Annotated in this window: 16 protein-coding genes; 1 reads left to right on the forward strand and 15 read right to left on the reverse strand. The window is 65.5% G+C overall.

Features of this window, described 5'->3' with window-relative positions:
* Nucleotides 1-2: 2 nt before the first annotated feature.
* The 14 genes from ABWL39_RS11765 to ABWL39_RS11830 form a co-directional block, all read right to left on the reverse strand.
* Nucleotides 3-260 carry a hypothetical protein gene (locus ABWL39_RS11765; RefSeq protein WP_367790941.1) on the reverse strand — a complete coding sequence of 86 codons (258 nt, stop codon included), beginning with the start codon at nt 258-260 and terminating at the stop codon, nt 3-5.
* Nucleotides 257-1090 (reverse strand): aminodeoxychorismate lyase, encoded by an 834-nt coding sequence (gene pabC, locus ABWL39_RS11770; RefSeq protein WP_367790944.1) that lies wholly within the window; start codon nt 1088-1090, stop codon nt 257-259. The genes ABWL39_RS11765 and pabC overlap by 4 nt, the downstream gene beginning before the upstream one ends.
* Nucleotides 1087-2406 (reverse strand): aminodeoxychorismate synthase component I, encoded by a 1320-nt coding sequence (locus tag ABWL39_RS11775; RefSeq protein WP_367790947.1) that lies wholly within the window; start codon nt 2404-2406, stop codon nt 1087-1089. Before ABWL39_RS11775 ends, pabC begins: the two co-directional genes overlap by 4 nt.
* A gap of 45 nt (nt 2407-2451) precedes the next feature.
* Nucleotides 2452-3693: a beta-ketoacyl-ACP synthase II gene (gene fabF, locus ABWL39_RS11780; RefSeq protein WP_367790950.1), complete on the reverse strand. Its 1242-nt coding sequence runs from the start codon at nt 3691-3693 to the stop codon at nt 2452-2454.
* A gap of 99 nt (nt 3694-3792) precedes the next feature.
* Complete coding sequence (gene acpP, locus ABWL39_RS11785; protein WP_367790953.1) at nt 3793-4029, reverse strand: acyl carrier protein; 237 nt, start codon at nt 4027-4029, stop codon at nt 3793-3795.
* A gap of 101 nt (nt 4030-4130) precedes the next feature.
* Nucleotides 4131-4874 carry a 3-oxoacyl-ACP reductase FabG gene (fabG, locus tag ABWL39_RS11790; protein ID WP_367790957.1) on the reverse strand — a complete coding sequence of 248 codons (744 nt, stop codon included), beginning with the start codon at nt 4872-4874 and terminating at the stop codon, nt 4131-4133.
* A gap of 33 nt (nt 4875-4907) precedes the next feature.
* Nucleotides 4908-5828 (reverse strand): ACP S-malonyltransferase, encoded by a 921-nt coding sequence (fabD, locus tag ABWL39_RS11795; RefSeq protein ID WP_367790960.1) that lies wholly within the window; start codon nt 5826-5828, stop codon nt 4908-4910.
* A 560-nt stretch (nt 5829-6388) separates the two neighbouring features.
* Nucleotides 6389-7300, reverse strand: a complete 912-nt coding sequence (locus ABWL39_RS11800) for a sterol desaturase family protein (protein WP_367790963.1) — start codon at nt 7298-7300, stop codon at nt 6389-6391.
* A gap of 33 nt (nt 7301-7333) precedes the next feature.
* The gene (locus ABWL39_RS11805) at nt 7334-7825 is read right to left on the reverse strand and encodes an NUDIX hydrolase (protein ID WP_367790966.1); all 492 of its coding nucleotides are present in this window, start codon (nt 7823-7825) and stop codon (nt 7334-7336) included.
* Nucleotides 7822-8793, reverse strand: coding sequence for a hypothetical protein (locus ABWL39_RS11810; RefSeq protein WP_367790969.1), 972 nt, complete (start codon nt 8791-8793; stop codon nt 7822-7824). The genes ABWL39_RS11805 and ABWL39_RS11810 overlap by 4 nt, the downstream gene beginning before the upstream one ends.
* Nucleotides 8790-11522, reverse strand: coding sequence for a PEP/pyruvate-binding domain-containing protein (locus tag ABWL39_RS11815; protein ID WP_367790972.1), 2733 nt, complete (start codon nt 11520-11522; stop codon nt 8790-8792). The genes ABWL39_RS11810 and ABWL39_RS11815 overlap by 4 nt, the downstream gene beginning before the upstream one ends.
* 9 nt (nt 11523-11531) lie before the next feature.
* Nucleotides 11532-12542 carry an NAD-dependent epimerase/dehydratase family protein gene (locus tag ABWL39_RS11820; RefSeq protein WP_367790975.1) on the reverse strand — a complete coding sequence of 337 codons (1011 nt, stop codon included), beginning with the start codon at nt 12540-12542 and terminating at the stop codon, nt 11532-11534.
* Between the two features lie 3 nt (nt 12543-12545).
* Nucleotides 12546-13193: an isoprenylcysteine carboxylmethyltransferase family protein gene (locus tag ABWL39_RS11825; protein ID WP_367790978.1), complete on the reverse strand. Its 648-nt coding sequence runs from the start codon at nt 13191-13193 to the stop codon at nt 12546-12548.
* 24 nt (nt 13194-13217) lie between these two features.
* The gene (locus tag ABWL39_RS11830) at nt 13218-20807 is read right to left on the reverse strand and encodes a beta-ketoacyl synthase N-terminal-like domain-containing protein (RefSeq protein WP_367790981.1); all 7590 of its coding nucleotides are present in this window, start codon (nt 20805-20807) and stop codon (nt 13218-13220) included.
* 375 nt (nt 20808-21182) lie between these two features.
* On the opposite strand from ABWL39_RS11830, the gene ABWL39_RS11835 reads away from it, so the two are divergent.
* Nucleotides 21183-21743, forward strand: a complete 561-nt coding sequence (locus ABWL39_RS11835; RefSeq protein ID WP_367790984.1) for a 4'-phosphopantetheinyl transferase superfamily protein — start codon at nt 21183-21185, stop codon at nt 21741-21743.
* Here the strand turns inward: ABWL39_RS11835 and ABWL39_RS11840 are convergent.
* Complete coding sequence (locus ABWL39_RS11840) at nt 21740-22198, reverse strand: Lrp/AsnC family transcriptional regulator (RefSeq protein WP_367790987.1); 459 nt, start codon at nt 22196-22198, stop codon at nt 21740-21742. The genes ABWL39_RS11835 and ABWL39_RS11840 overlap by 4 nt on opposite strands.
* Nucleotides 22199-22219: the final 21 nt, after the last annotated feature.

The raw sequence follows: 22219 nt of genomic DNA on the forward strand, positions 1-22219 counted from the left end.
GCTTACTGCCCTTTGAACTGGGTACAGTTCTTGTCGTAATCGCCCTGCAGCTCGCCGCGGCGCTTGTCGATGCTGCTGCGCTCCCAGGACTTGACGCCGAGCTTCTCGCGTCTGGAGATAATGTCGAGCTGCTTTTGCACATGCTCGCAGTGTTCCTTTAGCACCTGGGCATGCTTGGCCGGGTCGTAGACGTAGTTCTGTGTTTCGGCCTGGGCGCCGGCGGCAAGCAGGGCCATCAGGGTCATTGCGGCGATTTTCATGGTGTCAGGATCAAGGCGGGTTCGGAGTCCGCAATTCTAGCAAGTTCATCCTGCACGCGATAAGCGACGGAAAAATCGCGGTACTCGCGCGCATCGAGGCGTTTCACCGGCAACACACCGGCCAGGCTGTTGCAGACAAACAGCGCGTCGGCCGAGGCGATATCGCCGGCATCCACGTCGCGCACCTGGCAGCCCAGCCCCAGCGTGTCGCGCAACACCAGTCCGCGCACCATGCCGGCCACCCCGCCGCGACGCAGGTCCGGCGTGATCAGGCGGCCGCCGCTGACCAGGAACAGATTGCTCATCGTGCCCTCGACCCAACGGCCATCCGCCGCCTGCATCAGGCCATCGAAGATGCCGGGGTCGTCCCACTCCGAGCGCGCCAGGATGTTGTCCAGCCGGTTCAACGTCTTGGCGCCGGCCGTCTGCGCCTGCTCCGACAGCCGGGTCTGGCAGGAAGTCAGCACCACGCCGTCGCGTCGCCACGATTCGGGATAGGGCTGGCCCGCCGCGGCCTGGACGATGCGCGTCGGCGCCAGCGCCGGGTCCGGCCAGTAGCCGCGCTGGCCGACGCCGCGTGTGACGATCAGCTTGGCCGTACCGTCGATGACGCCCACCGCGGCCTGGCGCAGATCGGCCTCCAGCAGCGCCCGCTCGGGTATCGCGATGCGCAGCAAGCCGCAATCCCGCGCCAGCGTGGCCAGGTGGCACTCCCACAGCGGCACGCGGCCAGCGCGGATGGGCAAGGTGCGAAACACGCCATCGCCATAGCAGAGCCCGCGGTCGAGCACGCTGATGCTGTCGCCCGGCACGCCGTTAACGAAGATCATCCGGCAACGCCCAGCGCACGCAGCAGGCCACGGGCCTTGGCGCGGGTTTCGTGCAGCTCGCGCTCGGGGTCGGAGTCGGCAACGATGCCGGCGCCTGCGCGGAAGCGCAGCTCGTCGCCGGTCTGAATGAAACTGCGGATCAGGATGTTCAGGTCCATGTCGCCATCCCGGTTCACGTAGCCGAGGCTGCCGGTGTAGGCCTGGCGTGGCCCGGATTCGAGCTCGCTGATGATCTGCATGGTTCGCACCTTGGGGCAGCCGGTGATCGTGCCGCCCGGGAACAGCGCGGCGATGGCCTGCGCCGGGCTCACCTCGGGGCGCAGCCTGCCCTTGATGTTCGATTCGATGTGGTGGACGAAGGCATAGCTCTCGACCGCCATCAGTTCGTCCACCTCGACGCTGCCGGGCACGCAGACGCGGCCCAGGTCGTTGCGTTCGAGGTCGATCAGCATCACGTGCTCGGCGCGCTCCTTGATGCTGCCGATCAGGCGGGCCTTGAGCGCCAGGTCTTCATCCGGATCACTGGAGCGCGGGTGTGTGCCGGCGATGGGGCGGGTGTCGGCCACCCCGCCGCGCACGCGCAGCAGGCGTTCGGGCGAGGAGCTGACGATTGCATGGGTCTCGCTCAGCCGGGCCAGCGCCGAGAATGGCGCCGGGTTGGCCGTGCGCAACGCCGCAAACACATCGACCGGCCGGCGGGACGGCTCCAGCTCGACGCGCCATTCGCGCGACAGGTTGACCTGGAACACATCGCCTTCGTGGATGTATTGCTTGATCCGCTCCACGCCGGAGAGGAATTGCTGCGGCGCTTCTTCGTCCACGCCGCGCAACGCCAGCGGGTGCGGCTCGAACGGCGTGGCTGCGTGGCAAGCGCCTTGCAGCTCGTCGATCAGTTGCGCCTGCGCCGCCTCAGCGAACAGCCAGGCAGTATTGCTTGCGCGATCGACACAGATGGCGGCCGGGACACGCGCCAGCGCGGCACGTGGAAAGGGGCTGGGCGCCTTGAGCGTCGCGACCGAGGGCTCGACCTCCTGCAGCGCTTCGTAGGACAGGAACACGAACCAGCCGCCACGGAATGGCAAATGTTCGGTGCCAGGCTCGATCCCGGCATCGCCTTCGGCCTGCCAGCGCCGCTCCAGGTCCGCAAACACGGCATGGCCGTCGCCATCCCAGCTGAGCACGGTGTCGCGTGGATAGGCCAGCAGGATGTCCCAGCCCTTGTTGCCGGAAGACTGGAGCAGACAGGGAAAACGCTGCGGTGCAGCAGCGTGCAGGGCTACCAGGTCGGGCACCTGATCGATTCGTATGACGGGCATGGCGGGAAGAAAGAGCGAGTGCCGCAGGACGCGGCACTCTTGGGCTTAGATGCGCTTGAAAACCAGCGATCCGTTGGTGCCGCCAAACCCGAAGGAATTGGACAGCGCCACGTCGATCTTCATCTGGCGCGCGGTATTGGGTACGTAATCCAGGTCACACTGCGGATCGACCTCATGCAGGTTGATGGTCGGCGGCGCGATCTGGTTGTGGATGGCCAGCACCGAATACACGGCCTCGACCCCACCGGCGGCACCGAGCAGGTGGCCGGTCATCGACTTGGTCGAGCTGACCACGAGCTGCTTCGCATGATCACCGAAACAGCGCTTGATGGCGATGGTTTCGGCAAGGTCACCGAGCGGCGTCGAGGTGCCGTGCGCGTTGATGTAGTCGACCTGATCGAGATTCAGGCCGGCGTTGCGCAGCGCATTGACCATGCAGCGCGACGCGCCTTCGCCGTCCTCGCAGGGTGCGGTCATGTGGTGCGCATCGGCGCTCATGCCATAACCGGCGAGCTCGGCGTAGATCTTGGCGCCGCGCTTCTTGGCATGCTCATATTCCTCGAGCACCAGCACGCCGGCACCCTCGCCCAGCACGAAGCCGTCGCGTTCGGTATCCCACGGGCGGGATGCGGCAGCCGGGTCGTCGTTGCGGGTGGACAGCGCGCGCGCCGAGCCGAAACCAGCCATCGTCAGCGGGCAGACGGTCGATTCCGTGCCGCCGCAGACCATGATGTCGGCGTCGCCGTACTCGATCAGCCGGCCAGCATCGCCGATGCTGTGCGCCGCCGTCGTGCAGGCACTGACCAGCGCGTAGTTGGGGCCCTTGAATCCGTAGTGGATCGACAGATTGCCCGCGACCATATTGATGATCGACGCCGGGATGAAGAACGGCGACACCTTGCGCGGGCCACCGTCCAGCAAGGACTGGTACGTGTTTTCGATCATCGGCAGGCCGCCGATGCCGGAACCGATGATGACACCGACGCGTTCCGGGTCGATGCCGGCCAGGTCTTCCAGGCCAGCGTCGCGCACGGCCTGCATGCCAGCCGCCATGCCGTAGTGAATGAAGATATCCATGCGGCGCGCATCTTTGGCGGGCAGATAGGCTGAAACGTCAAAATCCTTGACTTCGCCAGCGATCTGCGACGCGTACGTGCTCGCATCAAATCGGGTGATTCGGGTGATGCCGGACTTGCCGGCAACGATGTTTGCCCAGCCTTGTTCGACGGTATTGCCGACGGGGGACAGATGACCAAGGCCAGTGACAACTACTCTGCGTCTAGACAAGGTAGCTCCACGTGCAGATAAGGAGGGAGTGCGACAAGAGGGTGTCGCCGGTCATGTACATCTTGTGAACACACACGACCGGCGGGCAACCGTCAATGCTTAGTTCTGATGGCCAACGATGTAGTCGATCGCGTGCTGCACAGTGCTGATCTTCTCGGCTTCTTCATCAGGAATTTCAAGATTGAATTCCTCTTCCAGCGCCATGACCAGCTCGACCGTGTCCAGCGAATCGGCACCGAGGTCGTCAACGAACGAGGATTCGTTCTTGACTTCTGCTTCGTTGACACCGAGTTGCTCAGCTACGATCTTTTTCACACGCTGTTCGATGTTTTCCATTTAACTAACCCATACCTTTCAAGTGGATTAAATAAAGCCCGGGCATTGTACCAAAAATTGCCAGAGCCTGAATCTACCGGGAAAAACGAAGTTTTTCCCTTTCAATTCATATACATACCGCCATTTACATGCAGGGTGACACCTGAAATGTAGGCGGCTTTGTCCGATGCCAGGAAGCCAACGGCGTCGGCGATATCCTGAGCATCGCCCAATCTTCCCAATGCGATCTGCTTGATCAGCTCCGCCCTTGCCTCATCGGGCAGGGCTTTTGTCATGTCCGTGTCGATGAAGCCCGGCGCCACGCAATTGACCGTGATGTTGCGGCTGCCGACTTCGCGCGCCAGCGACTTGGTAAAGCCCATGATGCCGGCCTTGGCCGCCGCGTAGTTGGTCTGCCCGGCATTACCCATGCTGCCAACCACCGAGGCGATGCTGATGATACGCCCCCAGCGCGCTTTCATCATCCCGCGCAATACCGCCTTGGACAGACGGAACACCGAACGCAGGTTGGTGTTCATGATGTCGTCCCACTCCTCGTCCTTCATGCGCATCAGCAGCTGGTCGCGCGTGATGCCGGCATTGTTGACGAGGATGGCGATATCGCCGAATTCCTTCTGGATGTCCGCCAGCGCCGCATCGGTCTGGGCGCTGTCCGCCACGTTCATCACGATGCCCCGGCCCTTGCCTGCCGCCTGCAGCTTTTCCGTGATGCCGGCGGCACCCTGTTCGGTGGTGGCCGTGCCGATGACGGTTGCGCCCTGGCGAGCGAGTTCGAGTGCGATCGCGTGTCCGATACCGCGACTGGCGCCGGTGACCAGCGCAATTTTGCCTTCAAGCATAGTCATTCCTGTCGAAATGGAGAGGACCGCCGCGTACGATCAGCCGAGCAAGGCTTTCAACGCGGCGCCATCGGTCAGCGCGGCCGATTGCAGATTGCCGTCGATGCGCTTGTTGAGGCCCGCCAGCACCTTGCCGGGGCCGCACTCGGCAACCAGCGTGACACCGCGCGCCGCCAGCGCCTGAATCGTCTCGACCCAACGCACCGGGCTGTACAGCTGGCGAACCAGCGCATCGCGAATCGTGGCGGGATCGGTATGGCTGGCCACGTCGGCATTGTGCAGCACCGGCACGACCGGCGTGTCGATCTGCACCGACGCCAGCCGGTCGGCCAGGCGCGCGGCCGCGGGCTTCATCAATGCGCAGTGCGACGGCACGCTGACCGGCAGCAGCAGCGCGCGCTTGGCGCCACGGGCCTTGCAGGCCTCGATGCCACGTTCGACGGCAGCCTTGTCGCCAGCGATGACGACCTGGCCGGGAGAATTGAAATTGACGGCCTCGAGCACCTGGCCCTGGGCCGCCTCGCGACAGGCGGCGATCAGCGGCTCGTCGTCGAGGCCCAGCACGGCGGCCATGGCCCCCTGCCCTTCGGCGACGGCATCCTGCATCGCTTCGGCACGGAAGCGCACCAGCTGCAGCGCATCGGCGAACGACAGCGCGCCGGCGGCGACCAGCGCCGTGTATTCGCCGAGGCTATGCCCGGCCATCAGCGCAGGTGTCGCGCCGCCAAGCTGCAGCCAGGCGCGATAGGTGGCAACACCGGCAGCCAGCATCGCGGGCTGGGTATTGATAGTCTGATTCAGTAATTCTTGCGGGCCATTTTCGATCATGGACCACAGATCGAACCCAAGAACGGTATTGGCTTCTTCGATCGTCGCCTTGACGACCGCCAGATCCGCAAAACCATTCAACATGCCGACCGATTGGGAACCCTGGCCGGGAAATACAAATGCGGTGCTCATCGAGCGCCTCCCATCATGCACAATCCATGGCGATTGTATGTTGCTACCGTAGACCGGATGCAAGCTATTGATTTTTTAGTCACGCCAGAACGTCTGGTGTCATGCCTCGACCCTAGTTACCTGGCCGGTTCCTGTGCGGCTTCCGTCCAGGGCACTCCTAGTGAAGCGTGGCATTATGGCGCGCCAATGTTACAACCGACAAGCTGGGGTAGTCCCTGATGGCCTTGGCCCATGACTTTCCAGTAGTCGCAGGCCGTGCCGGATAAGCCGGCGCACAACGCACGGCAGCCGTGTCGCATGGGGCCGATTATCCACAGAATTGGGGAAAAGCCTGGGGACAAGGCGAGGATCGCTGTGCGTATCGGCCACGATATCAACGACTTGTCTTGTGCTGCCCAAAAAAGCGCCAGCCGTGCCCAATTTGCCGGCCCTCCCCCCAGATGGGGACGATGCCCCGAAGTTTCCAGCTCACTGAATCTGCGGCACATTGAAAACCGCGGTGATCGCCCTGCCATCCCAGCTGTACTCGAGGTGTGGGCTGGGCTGGCGATGATCCCCGGCTAGCTCGACTTCACCCAGCGCCGATACATGAACGGTACCAGCAGCTGCTTCCAGTAGCTATTCATCGGGTAGCCGGTTTCCTTCACCATGCCGATGGTGGCCGGCGCCTCATCCGGCCGGTTGTAGTAGCTGCCGAAGACGACGTCCCACAGCGAGAAGATGGCACCGTAGTTCTTGTTGCCCTCTTCCAGCCGTATCGAGTGGTGCCAGCGATGAATCTCGTTGGTGCTGAACAGGTAGTTCAGGCAGCCGAATTTCAGGCGGATATTGCAATGCTGAAAGCCGCCGCAGATGCCGAGAATCACGGTGTGCATCAACAGCGTCTCGCTGGGTGCGCCGAGCAGGATGCAGGGGAAATAGCCGAGCACATAGGTCAACAGATGGTAGAGCGGGTGAATGCGGAAGCCGTTAAGCAGGTAGACGCGCTTCACCGCATGGTGCACCGAATGCAGCGGCCACCAGAAATCGACTTCGTGGCCGATGCGGTGGAACCAGTATTTGACGATCTCGATCACCCCGATAACCAACGCATACTGCGCCCAGAACGGCCAGTGGCGCGGGAAGACATGCCAATCGGCAGGCAGGCCGAGTTGCGCCAGCAGCCACACTGCGGCGGCCGGGCCTGCTGCCTTGAACAGCGTTTCCAGCCCCAGGGCAACCATCCCGAGCGACAGCAGATCGGCCGTCACATCGCCCTGCGAGCGGTTCCAGTCGGGGTTGTAAGGCAGCATGCGCTCGCCTATCGCCAGCAGCACCAGGCAGGATACGGGGATCGCCATGGCGACCTGTTCCGGCGCGATATGCTGGGAAAGCGCATAAGCCATCGCGGCAATGCCGCTGGCCAGGGAAACCGGGAAGAACAGCCACTGGAAGGCTTGTACCCAGCGGCTCGTGTTATCGATAGTAGGCATGGCAATCCAATCAGTTTGAAACGGTGAAGCGCATCAGCGCGGCCGAGGCGAGTGTTGGCGCAGGAAATTTTTCAGCATCGGCAGGTTGAGCGGGAACACGCGCTCGGCCGCCAGCAGCAGTCGTAACTCGGCAGCGGTGAGCCAGCGGTGGCCGCATGCCTCCGCCGTGGCGACGGGCTCGCCGCTCGCCTCGGCCACGATACAGACGGCGAGATACTGGCCGCTGATGTCCAGCACGCAACTAGCTGGGTCGAAGCACTGCAGCAGGTTGCCGGCGACCGATTCTGCCTCGGGCGCGATGCCCGGCGTCACGATGCAACCCAACTGCATGCCGGTCTCCTCGGCCAGCTCGCGGCGGGCGGCGGTATGCAGCGTTTCGCCAACGCGTATCTTGCCTTGCGGCAGCTCCCAGCATTCCACCTCGCCGGGCTTGGTGCGCCGCTGCAGCAGGATGCGCGCCTGGCCATCGTCGGCGATCCGCTGCACGATGATGGACACCACCGGGCGGATCAGCGCTTCGCTCATGCGCCCCACTCCACTACACTGGCAGCCACCGCGTGGATGAACAGCGCCAGATAGAAGGTGAACAGGAAAGCCACCGCGGGCGGTCGCGCAGCGTGGCGCTGCTGCCGATGACGGGCGAACAGCGTCAGCCCCAGCCCCATCGGCAGCAGCGCCAGCAGCGGCAGCCAGCCGGTGAATGCAGCCGCCCCCACCTGCTCCCACGGCTGGAACAGCCACAGGCAGATGCCGATCGATGCCAATCCGAGGCCGGTGCTCAACATCAATGACGCAGGCAGGCCGATCAGCTGTGAATACAGCCGCTCCCCCGCCTGCGCCAAGGCCGGCCAACCGGACTTGCGGGCGATCTCGAAGTGCAGGAACGCCAGGGCATAGGCCAGCACCAGCCACGCCTGGCGCGCCTCGAAAGCCGCCCCGCTCTGGTCGAGGAAGAACAGCAGGGTGTAGACCGACAGCCCGACATTGACCGGGTAGACCGCGGCCAGATTGGCGAACAGGTTGTCGCGCACGGTTGCCGACCATTTCTCCAGCACCAGCTGGAACAGGCCATATGCCATATCCAGCGCCAGCCACAGCGCCAGCGGCCACGCGAGCCAGCCGTTGAGCGCCAGGACGACGATGGAGAACAGCACCAGGTAGCGCGCGATGTCGCCGCGGCTGACCAGGCCGGACACCAGCGGCCGCCCGGGATTGTGGATCACGTCGTAGTCATGGTCCTTGACCTCATCCACCATGCGCAGGAAGAACAGGCACAGGAACACCGACAGCACCAACACCAGCAAGACAGGTCGCCAGTGCCAGCCCGGCAGGCCGGACACCCCATGCAGGTTGCCCAGCAGCGAGAGCGACCAGAATGCGGCGAATGCGGCATGCAGCCCGGGCGCGAAGATGTTGTCGGCGAAGGCCTTGAGCTTGCCAAAGAAGCCGGACGGACGGCCTGCCGTCAAATACGTTGCGGCAGACACGCTCATGCGGCCACCTCTTCCAGCGCCGACGGCGCGTCAGCCATGGCTTGCGGCGCGTCGAGCAAGGTCACCACGCCGGTCGAGCCGTCGATTTCGATGCGGGCGCCGTCGGGGATGCGCGTGGTCGCACCCGGCAAGGCCACGATGGTGGGAATGCCAAATTTGCGGCCAGTGATGGCGGTATGCGACAGCATGCTGCCGCGCTCCACCACCATGCCCTTCGATGCAAGCATCAGGAACAGCCAGCCCGGGTCGGTCTCGCGTGCAATCAGGATCATGTCCGGGCCGATGGCCTCGACCGTGTTCGGGTCGAGCACCACGCGCGCGGTGCCGCGCACCTTGCCGGCGCTCGATCCCAGCCCTTTCAGCTGCCCGCTGCCGACGATGGTTTCCCTGGGCTTGTCGAAGGCATTGTTGCGCACGGCGCCCAGCGTGGTGATCTGCTCGGCCAGCTCGCGTGCCTGGTGGCCGGCGAACTCGCCTCGGCGCAGGCCGGCCAGCGCTTGCAGGTTCTCGGTGACGCCCGTGCCGTCGATATAGCCGAACACCTCGTCCTGCGTCAGGTGGTAGATGTCGTCGATACGCCCGAGCACGCCCTGGCGCACCAGGCTGGCCGCGATGCCGAGGAAGATCTTGCGCGACACGCCAAACAGCTCGGCGCGGCAATAGCGTGAATTTTCGCGATGGCGGATGAGCCGGCGCAGCCGTGGCAGCAGCGTGTTCAGCAGCCTGAGCTTGAACGGGCTGCCGGCCAGCTTGCGTTTGAGCTGCGCGTCGGCCTCGCCACGCACTTTGAGCTCATGGGCGCGCACGCTGGCCACCATCACCTGCTGCTGCGCATAGGTCTTGACCATGCGCAGCAGCACCCACGGCGTATCGCGCAGCGCCGGCTGCTCCAGCTTGAGCTCCTGCAGGCCACGGTCGCCGAACAGGTGCAGGTGGTGGTCGAGCTTCTGCGTGAAGCCGGCGTCGAGCTCGCCACGCCGGGCCATCTGCCATAGCGTCCTGTCGTCATGCTGCTCGAACAGCGCCCGCAATGGTGTGTTGGCGCGCACATGCTCGGCCAGGCCGACCGCCGACAGCAGGATTTCCACACTCATCAGCTTCTCGTCGCCGCATAGCAGGTCCGACAACAACCCTGGGTTGTCGTCGCTGAGCCGCCACTTTCTGAACAGGCTCTCGATCAGGCCGTAGAGCGGGATCAGGTAGGCATCGGTGGTCAGCGTCACACCCCAGTAATTGCCGACCTGGGTCCAGATATCGAAGAAGCGGTTGCGCAACACCATGGCGTCTTCCTGCGCGAAATCCTTGCCGCGCAGCGGCGCGACCAGGTTTTCCCACCAGCCGTGATAGTCCGCCATGCGTCTCTCATGAGTGGCGTACTGGTAGACCGTGGCAAGCACCGCCGGCGGCACCCTGACCCAGACGCGCAGCCTGTCGAGCCGCTCTTTCAGCGTCGGCGTGTGCTGAGTCTGATAGGAGCTGGTCAGGCCGATCATCGCCTCCCACGAAGCGCCGAACAGCGGGAACAGCGGGCTCTGCTTGTGCAGCAGGTAGAAGTGCGACAGGCAGTAGTACACCCGCCCGCTGAGGTAGCCGATCATGCGGTCCAGCGGCTCGAAGTTGTCGTGCAGCGTGCGCGGCGACACACCGAGCATGCGGTAGAGATCGTAGAAGATCACGCGGTAGAAATAGCGCGCGAAGGTGTAGGTCAGCGAGGTCGAGACGCCGGGGTAGGATTCGGTGACGTTGGTATTGGTCCACACCCGCTGCCGGCTGTAGTCGAAGGCGATCGGGCGCGACTGCAGGAAATACAGGCTGCCATCGGCGGTGAAGGTACCCTCGATGTCCTGCGGGCAGCCAAACAGCGCTTCGATGCGGCGACCGTAAGCGGTCAGCTGCTCGATGGCCTCGTCCGCGAGGCAGGCGGGCTGCCGCAGCGCCTCGGGCACCGGCTGCTCGGTCAGGCCGTGGCCGGCGTTCTGGTCGAGCGTCAGCATGGTGGCCTTGTGCTGCAGATCGCGCGTGATCTCGGCCGTCTTGCCGTTGACGAAATAGTGGTCGACTTCGACCTTCTCCTGCACCACACCCTCGCCGATGCCGTGGCCGGCAACGATGACGAAGTCGCGCGCGGCGGTATTCGGGTTGCTCGTGAACATCACGAAGGAGCGCTCGCCAAACACCATCTGCTGCACACCGACGGCGACGCCAAAACCGAGCAGATCCATGCCCTGGGCGTGGCGGTAGATCAGCGACTCCTGCGAAAAGCCCGAGGCCCAGCAGTGCTTCAGCTTGTCGACGATCTGCTCGCGCCGTACATAAAGAAAGGTTTCGCTCATGCCGGCGAAGGGGTTGTCGATCGAGTCCTCGCTCTCTTCCAGCCGGTGGCCGACGGTGGAGGCGCGCACCGAGGCCAGCGTGTCGCCGGTGAATTGCGCATCGAAGGCAGCCAGCACGGCGCCGAGCTGGATCGCCGACAGCCGGATGCCGTCGAAGATCGCCCGGATATCGCGCGACGCCTGCTGGATGGCGGCCATGTCGGCAAAATCGATGGCCTTCAGGCGCGCCTCGACCGCCGGGCGGATCGCCGCGAACACCTCGTTGTAAAAGGCAACGGTCAGGCAGAAGAACGCCGGGACCGGCAAGCCGGCATCGAGCATGACCTTCTGCTTGGCGAATTTGCCGCCGACATCGCGATCGGCGAAGTCTTCCCTGCAACTGACGATGGTTTTCATGTGTCGTGACTAAGTCGTGTGTTTGGTTTCAGGCGTGGCGCGGCCTTGCCGCAGCGCCCTGGCGGCGCTGCGCACCGCGGCCAGCGGGTCGCGGCTGGTCAGATCGCGGCCGACCAGCTCGCCCAGTGCATCGACCTCGCCCCAATGCGGCAGGCCGACCAGTTCGAGCCGGGTGGCGAGCGCGGTACTGCCGCTAAACGGCAGCCTGCGCAAGGTGAGCGTCAGGCGCCGCGATACGGGCAGGCGCCAGATCGCCTTGGGGGCGTCGAGCGCGGCCGCCAGTTCGTCGAGCAGGTCGGCGCAGGCCACCGGTTGCCCATAGCCGACATTCAGCACCTCCTGTTTCGGCACGGCACCGGGCGCACCGGCGATGATCCGTTGCGCGAGTCGCGAGATAGCGCAGGCGTAGTCGTCGACGTCGATGACCGAAAAGCGTTGCCTACCCGAGCCGATGCGCACCCGCTTCTGCACCATCCTGGCCAGCGATGGCAGCACGAAGCGGTCGCCCTCGCCCAGCACGAAACGCGGGCGCAGCAGATAGGCCGGGATCTCGCGCTGGCGGGCCACGTTGCCGACCAGCCTTTCCGCCAGGTGGCGGCTATGGGCCAGGGCCGTGCCGGGATTGGGCGCCGCGATCTCGCTGATGCCATCCTGCTCGTCCTGCCCGTATACCGACATCGAGCTGCCGTAGATAACGCCGCGCAGCCTTGGGCCGAGCCCGCGCAGCAGGCGGCGGGTCGCATCGACATTGGTGGCGATGAAGCCGGTCCCGTCGTGGTCGATCTGCTTCACGGCAAAATGCACCAGCACATAGGGCTGCTCGGGCTCCAGGCCCAGCGGCGGGCGGGCCAGATCGCCGCGTACCTTGTCGAGAAAGGGATAGTCCGGCAGCGCATCGGGTGCCCGCAGCAAGGCCCTCACGCGCACCGAGCCCGCCGGCATCGACGCGAATTCGCGCAGCAGCGCCCGGCCGACGAAGCCACTGGCCCCGAGCAGGAGGATATGAAGCCGCTCAGTCATCGCTTACCAGACCAGCGGCAGCAGGCGGCGATGCGCCACGGCATATTCCGGATAGCCCGGCAGCTCGAACAGGGCCGTCTCCTCGACGCGGATGCGCATCACCATCGACGGCAGCAGGATCAGCAAGAGCGCGGCCAGCGTATAGACGTTGAAGAAGAAGATCACCACGCCGACGTGCGCGGTCAGCATGCCGGTGTAGGCCGGGTGGCGCACCAGCTGGTAAGGGCCGCTGCTGACGACCTGGTGGTCGCCCATCACGCGCACCCGGTGCGAATAGAACTTGCCCAGGGTGCGGATGGCGATCAGGCGGAAGGCCACGCCGCTGATGAAGACGCCGAAGCCCGCCAGCATCCACGGCCCCGGCTCGCTCCACCAGGCCGGAAAGGCGAGCGCGCACACTACCGTCAGCGCCCGCCCCAGCGCGTAGGCCTCGCAGGTTCCCCGGTCGGCACGCGTCTCGCCCTTGGCGGACTCGGTCAGCGCCACGCGCGATTCGAGAAACAGCCACAGGATGTAGCTGCCGACGAAGGCCATGCCGCCGATCTGCATCACGCCCTGCCAGGCCGAAAGCTTGTGCCAGGTGAGCCAGAGGATCACCGCGACGAAGGCGATGGCGAAGATCAGCGGCAGCCGATTGCGGATGTCATTCATGTTTGTGTTCCTGGGGTATATCAATCAAATGATGGAGGCTGTCTGCGGCGCGCGGTGGCGCACCTGGCGATAGCTTTCCCGGTCCAGCAGCTGGGCGGTCAACCGGCAGTTGCCGAGCACCTCGTCGCGGGTCAGCAGCTCCACCTCGAAATGGGCGAAGAGCTTGTCGCCGATCGGCGGCATCGGCCTTAGCCGGTGCCGCAGCATCAGCGGCACGCCGCGCGGCACCGCCGCGTCGAGGAACAGCTCGACGCCGATCAGGTTCATCGGCCTATCCAGCGGTACGGCGTATTCCGTGTGCGCCAGCCCGGTGATGAACTGCCGTACCGTCTCGAGCACATAGAGCGGCGAGTAGTACCGTGCGTCGCCGTCGGCCAGCAGGTGGCCCGTCGGCGGCTCGATCAAGGCGCATTGCTGCGCATCGCCGGCCGCCTGCCAGGCGCCGATCAGCACGTTCTCCGGACGCCGCTTGTGCAGCCAGCGGGCGGCAGCCGGTGTGGGCGCGTCAGCGGCCGCTGCCAATGGCGGCCGCGCCAGGTGGCGCCCGGCATGCAGCCTGAGCTCACACACCGGCCGCCCGTTCTGCAGCACGCGGCCCGACCAGCTGTCGCCGTCACCGGCAGGCACAAATTCGAGCGTTGCGCCGGCGTTTTTTTCGCAGAAACGCGGGAAAGTCAGCCGCAAGTGGCGGAGAAAGGCGTCCCTCGCCGGCATGGCGGATTCGGCGAGCTGCAACAGCCCTTCGATCATTAGGATGCCGCTGATGTGGTCGAGCGGATGGTCAAAGAAATAGGGATGGCTTTCGTCCACCACCAACCCGGCACGCGCAACACCATCCTCACCCATGCTGGGCGAGGCGATGACGACATTGCCCGCGCTGCGTGTCCCCGCCGGGATCAGCGCAAGCTTGCCGGCAGGCAGGCCAGCGGCCCGGGCGTTCAACGGCTTCAATACCTTGCGCAGGTAGGATGCGGTCAGCATCACGTGCGAGCCGGAGAGCAGGCTGAAATGGTCGCCCGGCACCGTATGCAGCGCGTCGATGCCGGCCAGCCGGCGCATCCACTCCCGCCCCGAGGCATCCGGCCGCGCGACGCACAGCGGCTGCTCGGCGCGCAACACGGTTGCCGTACCGTTGTAAGGCTGGCCGGCGTAGGTCGCGAGCAGTGCGACGTTCTTTTCGAACACGCCGAGCAGGCGCCGGAAATCACCGAGCGTCAGCGCGCGCAGTGCGTGGCCCTGCGCCTTGGCGAGGTCGAGGATCAGGCTCAGCGCGGCATCCGGCTCGCCATCGAGATCGGCCTCGCCGAGGCTCCCCAGATCGATTCCCAGGTCCAGCGCCAGCAGGCGCAGCATGCAGCCCTGGCTTGGCGACATGCCGGCATCGCCCGGCGCCAGCGCATCGATCAGCAACAGGCAATCGGCTGCGCCACCCGCCGCTTCGAGCTGCCGGGCCATCTCGAACGCGATCACGCCGCCCATCGACCAGCCTCCGAGCCGGTAAGGGCCATGCGGCTGGTGTCGGCGGATGTGCCCAACGTAATGGCCGGCCAGCGCCTCCAGGCTGCCGAATGCCAGCATCGACCCCGCTAGCGCCGGCGCCTGCACCGCGATCACAGGCTGTGTCCCGAGATGGCGCGCGAGTTCCTGGTAGCAGAACACCGAGCCGCCGACCGGGTGCATCAGGAACAGCGGCGGCAGGCCCGTGTCGCCACGGTTCAGCTCGATCAGCAGCGAATCGTCGGCCCGCGGGCGGTGGAGCCAGCCCTCGGCCTCCGCCAGGCGCTCGTCGAGCATCAGGGCCATGTCCAGCAGGCTGCCACCCTGCTGCAACAGCGCCAGATTGACGCCAACCTCGAACAGCTGCTCGACGCGGGTGACGATGTCGATGGTGGTCAGCGAGTCGAGGCCAAGCTGGGTCAGCGGCTCGGTCAGCGGAATCTCGTCCGGCGTGCGCCGGAATGCCCGCGCGGCGAGCCGGCGCAGCATCTCGGCCAGCAGGCCCGGGCGGGCATCGGGCGCGGCATTACGCCACTCGGTACGCGGCCCGCGCTGGGTTTCGTCCGGCACCAGCCGCGCATTCTCGACCAGGGCCACCAGCGTGCCATCCTCGGCATAGGCGGCAATGTCGACGGTGCAGCTCGACGATTCGATATCGTGCTCCAGCAGGCGCGCATGGAGCAGCAATGTGCGGCCCGGGTCGGTGAGGAAACGCACTGCCGAGGCCTCGACCGGGAAATAGGTGCCATGCCCGTCGCGCGGGCACAGCGCGCCGAGCACCTGGTTGCATGCATGCCAGATCGAGTGCTTGAGCCAGATACCGTTGCTGTGGGTGTTGTCCTGCTCCTGCGGCAGCACTTCGGCCAGCACCTCGGAGGGTGCCCACCACAGGCGGCGGATGGCCGGATTCGGGCTGACGCAATAGTTGAGCCCGCTGTCGCGCATGCTGTCGTACCAGGCCGGCACATCGAGCGCTTGCCCGATGCGTGCGCGCAGTGACGCTAGCGTCTCGACGCCAACGCTGAAGCCCTCGGCCGCGCACAGCATGGCGGTGGCGACACGGCGCCACTGCTGCTCGCCCTCCTGCGCCCAGACTTCCATCCGGTAGCCCTGCTCGCCGGCCGGCTCGCACAGGGTCTGCAGTGCACGCACCCCGTCGCGCTCGACCTGCAGCAAGCCTTCGAGCCGCAGATCGCGCACGCAGCGCGGGTTTTCGGGATACAGCTCGTGCTGCGCCGCCAGCGCCATCTCGGCATAGGCCAGAAGCGACACCCGGCGCTCGCCCGGCTCGGCCGGCAGGCGGAAGAAGGCAGGCCCCGGCAGCCGAATCTCGCTGGCGAAGTGGCGTTCGCCCGGCTTCAGGCGCGGCGAGGCCAGTGCGCGGCCGAGCAAGGGGTGGCCACCGGGATGGGCTACGGTGGCGGCCGAGACACCCACGTCTGCCACGAACCAGTGCCGTTTGGCATCGAAGGGATACAGCGGCGCGCGCACCAGGCCACCGGCAAACGGCGCCGCAACGGCGGCCCAGTCGATGTCCACCCCGTGCTCGTACAGGGCTGCCAGGCTGGCGCCCAGCGTTTGCCAGTCGTCCTTGCCGGCATCGAGGGATGACGCAAACAGGTAATCCTGGCTCGCCAGCATGCGCCGGGCCATGCCCGTCAGCACCGGGCGCGGGCCGATCTCCAGCAATACGCCGATATCGAGCCGCTTGAGCTGTTCGATACCCTGGGCGAAACGCACCGGTGCCAGCACATGCGCGACCCAATAGTCGGCCGAGGCCAGGCGCGTGGTCTCCAGCTGGCCGGTGAGGTTGGACAGCACCGGCAGCTGCGGCTCGTGATAGACGACCGATTCGGCCACCTGCCTGAACGCATCCTGCATCGGCTGCATCAGCGGCGAGTGGAAGGCGTGCGACACCTTGAGCGGTTTCGATTCGATACCGCGCTGTTTCAACAACAGCCGGACTTTTTCCAGCTCCGGCAGCGCGCCGGACAACACCAGCTGGCCCGGCCCGTTCAAGGCGCCCAGCGACAGGCGCTGGCTGAATTGCGGCAGGATTTCCGCCAGATCGTGCTCATGGGCGAACACCGCCAGCATGCCGCCCGCCTCCGGCAGCGCCTGCATCAGCCGGCCGCGCGCCTCGATCAGCTTGAGGCCGTCCTGCAGGCTGAACACGCCGGCAATCGCCGCTGCGGCAAACTCACCGACGCTATGCCCCATCACCACCTCAGGGCGCAGGCCCCACGACAGCCACAGCCGCGCCAGGGCATATTCGAGGCAGAACAGCGCAGGCTGGGTATATTCGGTTTGGGCCAGCAGCGCATCCATCTGTGCAGCCTGCCCGGCTGGCGGATAGAGCAGCGCCAGCAGGCCGGGTGAACGCCGCTCGCCGAGCAGGCGCTCGCAGTCGAGCAGTGCGGCGCGGAACTCGGGGTGGCACTCGAACAAGCGGCGCCCCATGTCGACATATTGCGCCCCCTGTCCGGTGAACAGGAAAGCCACGCCCCGCTTGGCCTGTACAGGCCGCGCCAGGTCTTCTTTCTGGCCCGGTGTAGCCTGACTCAAGGCGGCAGCGAGCTCGGCGGCGGAACGGCCGGCGACGGCACGCCGCGCATCGCGGAAGTGCTTGCGCCGGGTGTTGGCCGAGCGGCACAGGCTGGCGACGTCGCAGCCCGGCTTGGCCAGCTCGGCCGCGTAGGCCTCGCAGAGCCTCGCAAGCGAGGCCGCGTTGCGTGCCGACAGCGCCAGTACATGCATCGGCGGCACCGCTGCCGGGCCAAGCGGCACAGCGGCCTCGGGCGCCGCTTCGAGCAGCACGTGCGCGTTGGTGCCACCGAAGCCGAAGGCGCTGACGCCCGCCCGCGGCTGCTCGGCGGCAGGCCATGGCTGGCTCGCCAAGGGCAAGGCCAGCCGCCACTCGTCGAGCCGGATCAGCGGGTTCGGCGCGTCACAATGCAGGTTGGCGGGGATGGTTCGATGCGACAGGCACAGCGCGGCCTTGATCAGGCCGGCAATGCCGGCAGCGGCTTCGAGATGGCCGATCTGCGATTTGAGCGCGCCCAGCAGCAGCGGCTGCCGCGCATCACGCCCCTCGCCATAGGCGATGCCCAGCGCCTCGGCTTCGATCGGGTCGCCGAGGCGGGTGCCGGTGCCGTGGGTCTCCACGAACTGCACCTCGGGCGGCTGCCAGCCGGCCTGCTGCAAGGCGTCGCGCAGCACGCCCTGTTGCGCGAGGCCATTGGGCGCGGTCAGACCGTTGCTGCGGCCATCCTGGTTGCAGGCCGAGGCCGGGATCACCGCCCAGATACGGTCGCCGGCCGCCCGCGCGTCGGATAGCCGCTTCAGCACCACGACGCCACCGCCCTCCCCGCGCACATAGCCGTCGGCCTGATCGCTGAAGCTCTTGCAGCGGCCGTCGGCGGCCATCATGCGGTTCTGAGAGAAGCTGACGGTCACGTCCGGCGACAACAGCAGGTTGATGCCACCTGCCAGCGCCATATCGCATTCGCCGGACTTGAGATGCAGCGCCGCGGTGTGGACCGCCACCAGCGACGACGAGCAGGCAGTATCGACCGCCAGGCTGGGCCCGCGCAGATCGAGGAAATAGGCCAGCCGGTTGGCCGCGATCGACAAGGCATTGCCGGTGCCGGCATGGGCCGACAGCAGGCCGCTGGCGCCCGCCTGCAGCCGCGCATAGTCGCTGCTGCTGATGCCGACGAAGCTGCCGGTGCGGCTGCCGCGGATGGCATCGGGGTGAATGCCGGCGTCTTCCAGCGCGTGCCAGGCCAGTTGCAGCAGCAAGCGCTGTTGCGGGTCCATCGCCGCCGCCTCGCGTGGCGAGATGTTGAAGAAATCGGCATCGAAGCCATCGGCCTGCTCGATAAAGCCACCCCAGCGGGTCGCCATCTTGCCGGGCGTGGAGGGATCGGCGTCATACCATTGCTCGATGTCCCAACGCTCGGCCGGAACTTCGCTGATCGCATCCCGGCCGCTCTGCAGCAGCGCCCAGAAGGCGTCGAGGTCCGGCGCACCGGGCAGACGGCAGGCCATGCCGACGATGGCGATGGGCTCGGCACTGACGGTGGGGTTACCGCGCGGCTCGCCCTGACCGGGTTCGCCGGCGAGAAAACGCGCCAGCTCGGCGATCGTCGCGTAGTTGTAGAACAACTGTGGCGCCAGGCGGCGCCCGAGCTGGCTCTCCAGCTCGCCGGAGAGCCCCACCAGCGCCCGTGAGTCGAGCCCGTAGGCGGAAAACGGCAGGTTGATGTCGATCTCGCCCGGCGCGAGCCCGATCTGCACCGCGATCAAGCCGGCAACGAGCCGCTCGGTCACGGTGGCCGAGATCGTCACGCGCGTCTCCGGCGCTAGCTCCGGCGCGGCCCTGGCCGCCGCACTAGCCGCCGCGCCCACACTCATGAACAGCGCATCGAGCCTGCCATCGAGATAACGGTCGCGCATCGCGCGGCGGCGGATCTTGCCGCTCGATGTTTTCTGTAGCTTGCCCTGGCGGATGAAGGCAATGGCGTGCATGCCGAGGCTGTGTCTCGCGGTGACGCTGGCACGGATGTCCGCGGCGAGGCCGTCGAAATCCGCGTCGAGGTGGGCGTCGATCACCTCCTGCACCAACACCAGCTTTTCCGCGCCGTCGACCTCGACCGAGAAGGCGGCGCCGCAACCGCGCCGCAATGCCGCACGGCCGGTCTGCACGGTTTCTTCGATGTCCTGCGGGTAATGATTGCGGCCATCGACGATGATCAGCTCTTTCAGACGCCCGGTGACGAACAGCTCGCCCATGTGCAACACGCCGAGATCGCCGGTACGCATGAAGGGGCCATCACCGGTATCGGCGATGCGTGCATCGAATGTCTCGCGCGTGGTGTCCGGCCGGTTCCAGTAGCCACGGGCAACGCTGGGGCCCTGCACCCAGATTTCGCCGACGCGGCCGTCAGCACAGGCTTGCAACGTGTTCGGATCGACGATGCGCACGCTGTGCCCGATCGCCGTACCAGCGCCGACCAGCGCGCGGCTGCCCGGCGCATCCGGCCTTACCGGCAGCAGCGTGTGCCGTTCGAGCTCGGCGGCATCGACGTGCAGCACCGAGGGATAATCGGTATGGCTCGCGCCGGTAACGTACAGCGTCGCCTCGGCCAGGCCGTAGCAGGGAAAGAAGGCCTCGCGGCGGAAACCACAGGCGGAAAATTTGTCGGCAAAGCGCTCCAGCGTAGCCAGCCGCACCGGCTCGGCGCCGTTGAAGGCGAGTTGCCAGCTCGACAGGTCGAGCTGCGCCAGCTCCGCATCGGCGATGCGGCGCACGCACAGCTCATAGGCGAAATTCGGCGCGCCACTGGTCGTGCCACGATATTTGCTGATCGCCTTGAGCCAGCGCAGCGGCTGCTGCAGAAACGCAAACGGCGACATCAGCACGCAACGGCCGCCCAGATACAGGGGCTGGAGGATGCCGCCAATCAGGCCCATGTCATGGTATTGCGGCAGCCAGCTCACCACCACGCTGTCGGCGCTGTTGCCGAAGCCCTGGCGGATGACCGATTCGTTATTCAACAGATTGGCGTGCGATACCATCACGCCCTTGGGCACCCCGGTGGAGCCGGAGGTGTATTGCAGGAAGGCCAGACTATCCGGGCCGATATCGGGCATCTGCCAAGCCCCGGCGAGCCCGGCATCGACAACATCACTGGCGACGACGGCGATCGGGCCCAGTTCCGGCGTCGACGCGAGGCCCATCTGCAGCAAAGGCGCATGGGCCTGCTGGGTGCACACCGCTGCCGCGGCGCAGTCGCGGGCGATGGCGACGAAGCGCGGCCAGTCCTCAGGCTTGCGCGGCGGGTAGACCGGCACGGCAATCGTGCCGGCAAACTGGCAGGCAAGAAAAGCAATCAGGAAATCGAGGCCGGGCTCATATACCAGCAGCACCCGCGCCCCAGGCTGTACCTGCCCAGCGATGGCGACGGCCACGGCGCGCGCCTCGGTGGCCAGTTCAGTAAAGCTGAGCTGGCGCGACTCGGTCTCGCCATCCGCGAGAAAGATGTAGGCCGTATCCTGACCTTGTATTTCGGCTCGATCCAGCGCCAGATCGACAATATTCAAGTACGAACCCATATATCTCCAAATACCGTATTTTTATGTTCGATTTAATTCGAATTAATGTCATTATATTCATACGAAATAGCAAATGTCATCTAAATTGCATAAAATAATCATACAATTAGAATTTTTACTCAAATTTCGTAATCGAATATGTTGATTGCTCCCGTTGCGCACCCGGATCATCCGCATCCCATCAAGCGTCATACCTGGCCCTCAGCCGGTTGCACGCCTGAATCGGCTGGCACTGGCAACACGCAGCTCTGGATTGCCCAATGCACAGGGTCGCCACCCCCTGTGCTGTGGGCGGCTCTCGAGCCGGGAGAGCAAGCGCAGGCGCGAGGTTTCTATTTCGAACGGGATCAGAATCGCCATGTCGCCGCGCACGCCATGTTGCGCTTCGCCCTGGCTGCGGCAGTCGGCTGCCAGATGCAGGATCTGCGCTTTGTGCGCGATCAAAATGGGCGCCCCCTGCTGCGCGACTATGCCGGGGTTCAATTCAACCTGAGCCATAGCGGGGGCTTGGCCGCCTGCATCGTCACCAAGAACACGCCATGCGGCATCGATATCGAGCACATCCGGCCGGACAAGCAGATCACCGACATTGCAAGACGCCATTTTTCGCCGGCCGAACAACGCTACCTGGCCCAGATCAACAGTGACGAGACGCGGCAGCAAGCCTTTTACCGGCTCTGGACCTTGAAGGAGGCGTTTCTGAAAGCGCTGGGCACGGGCCTGCGAACGCCGCTCGATGCGATCGACTTCGGTGACCTCGATGCGGCGACGGCTCCGCGTCACCTGGGCGTGCCGCTACGCGACTGGCGGTTCGAGGAATATGTGATCGACACCGGCCATGCCTTGAGCATCACCATCGAGCAGCCGGCGCCACACAGCCTGGAATGGAATGAACTGATGCTGCCGGCCCAGGCAGCCGACGAGCAGAACGGCTAGAGCGGCAGTTCCGAGGTCAGCTTGATTTTCTGCATCGGGATCTCGGTCTTGACGTTCTGGACACCCTTGATACGGGTCAGGTGCTGAATCTGGAACTGCCTGTAGTCGTCCAGATCAGCCGCCACGATGCGCAGCAGAAAATCGCAATCACCCGCCATCAAATGGCACTCGACGACTTGTGGCAACAGCCTGATCTCATCGGTGAAGCGATCCACGGTCTCGGCGTCCTGGCCCGTGAGCCAGACCCGCGCAAACACGGTCAGGCCCATCCCGATCTTCGGTGCGTTGAGCAGCGCCACATAGCGCTCGATCACGCCCGCCTCTTCGAGCAGCCGCACGCGCCGCAGGCATGGCGACGGCGACAGGCCGACTTGCTGGGCAAGCTCGACGTTCTGCAATCGCCCGTCGCGTTGCAAGGCCCTCAGGATACGGCGATCGATAGCATCCAGCTTCATTGATACCCCATGCTAATTTTT

It is taken from the genome of Chitinivorax sp. PXF-14 (genome assembly GCF_040812015.1).
Lineage (GTDB): Bacteria > Pseudomonadota > Gammaproteobacteria > Burkholderiales > SCOH01 > JBFNXJ01.

What these genes read in the sequence shown, in the direction of transcription:
- ABWL39_RS11765 (WP_367790941.1), bottom strand. Translation starts at nt 260, where the DNA reads ATGAAAATCGCCGCAATGACCCTGATGGCCCTGCTTGCCGCCGGCGCC.
- pabC (WP_367790944.1), bottom strand. Translation starts at nt 1,090, where the DNA reads ATGATCTTCGTTAACGGCGTGCCGGGCGACAGCATCAGCGTGCTCGAC.
- ABWL39_RS11775 (WP_367790947.1), bottom strand. Translation starts at nt 2,406, where the DNA reads ATGCCCGTCATACGAATCGATCAGGTGCCCGACCTGGTAGCCCTGCAC.
- acpP (WP_367790953.1), bottom strand. Translation starts at nt 4,029, where the DNA reads ATGGAAAACATCGAACAGCGTGTGAAAAAGATCGTAGCTGAGCAACTC.
- fabG (WP_367790957.1), bottom strand. Translation starts at nt 4,874, where the DNA reads ATGACTATGCTTGAAGGCAAAATTGCGCTGGTCACCGGCGCCAGTCGC.
- fabD (WP_367790960.1), bottom strand. Translation starts at nt 5,828, where the DNA reads ATGAGCACCGCATTTGTATTTCCCGGCCAGGGTTCCCAATCGGTCGGC.
- ABWL39_RS11800 (WP_367790963.1), bottom strand. Translation starts at nt 7,300, where the DNA reads ATGCCTACTATCGATAACACGAGCCGCTGGGTACAAGCCTTCCAGTGG.
- ABWL39_RS11805 (WP_367790966.1), bottom strand. Translation starts at nt 7,825, where the DNA reads ATGAGCGAAGCGCTGATCCGCCCGGTGGTGTCCATCATCGTGCAGCGG.
- ABWL39_RS11810 (WP_367790969.1), bottom strand. Translation starts at nt 8,793, where the DNA reads ATGAGCGTGTCTGCCGCAACGTATTTGACGGCAGGCCGTCCGTCCGGC.
- ABWL39_RS11815 (WP_367790972.1), bottom strand. Translation starts at nt 11,522, where the DNA reads ATGAAAACCATCGTCAGTTGCAGGGAAGACTTCGCCGATCGCGATGTC.
- ABWL39_RS11820 (WP_367790975.1), bottom strand. Translation starts at nt 12,542, where the DNA reads ATGACTGAGCGGCTTCATATCCTCCTGCTCGGGGCCAGTGGCTTCGTC.
- ABWL39_RS11825 (WP_367790978.1), bottom strand. Translation starts at nt 13,193, where the DNA reads ATGAATGACATCCGCAATCGGCTGCCGCTGATCTTCGCCATCGCCTTC.
- ABWL39_RS11830 (WP_367790981.1), bottom strand. Translation starts at nt 20,807, where the DNA reads ATGGGTTCGTACTTGAATATTGTCGATCTGGCGCTGGATCGAGCCGAA.
- ABWL39_RS11835 (WP_367790984.1), top strand. Translation starts at nt 21,183, where the DNA reads ATGTTGCGCTTCGCCCTGGCTGCGGCAGTCGGCTGCCAGATGCAGGAT.
- ABWL39_RS11840 (WP_367790987.1), bottom strand. Translation starts at nt 22,198, where the DNA reads ATGAAGCTGGATGCTATCGATCGCCGTATCCTGAGGGCCTTGCAACGC.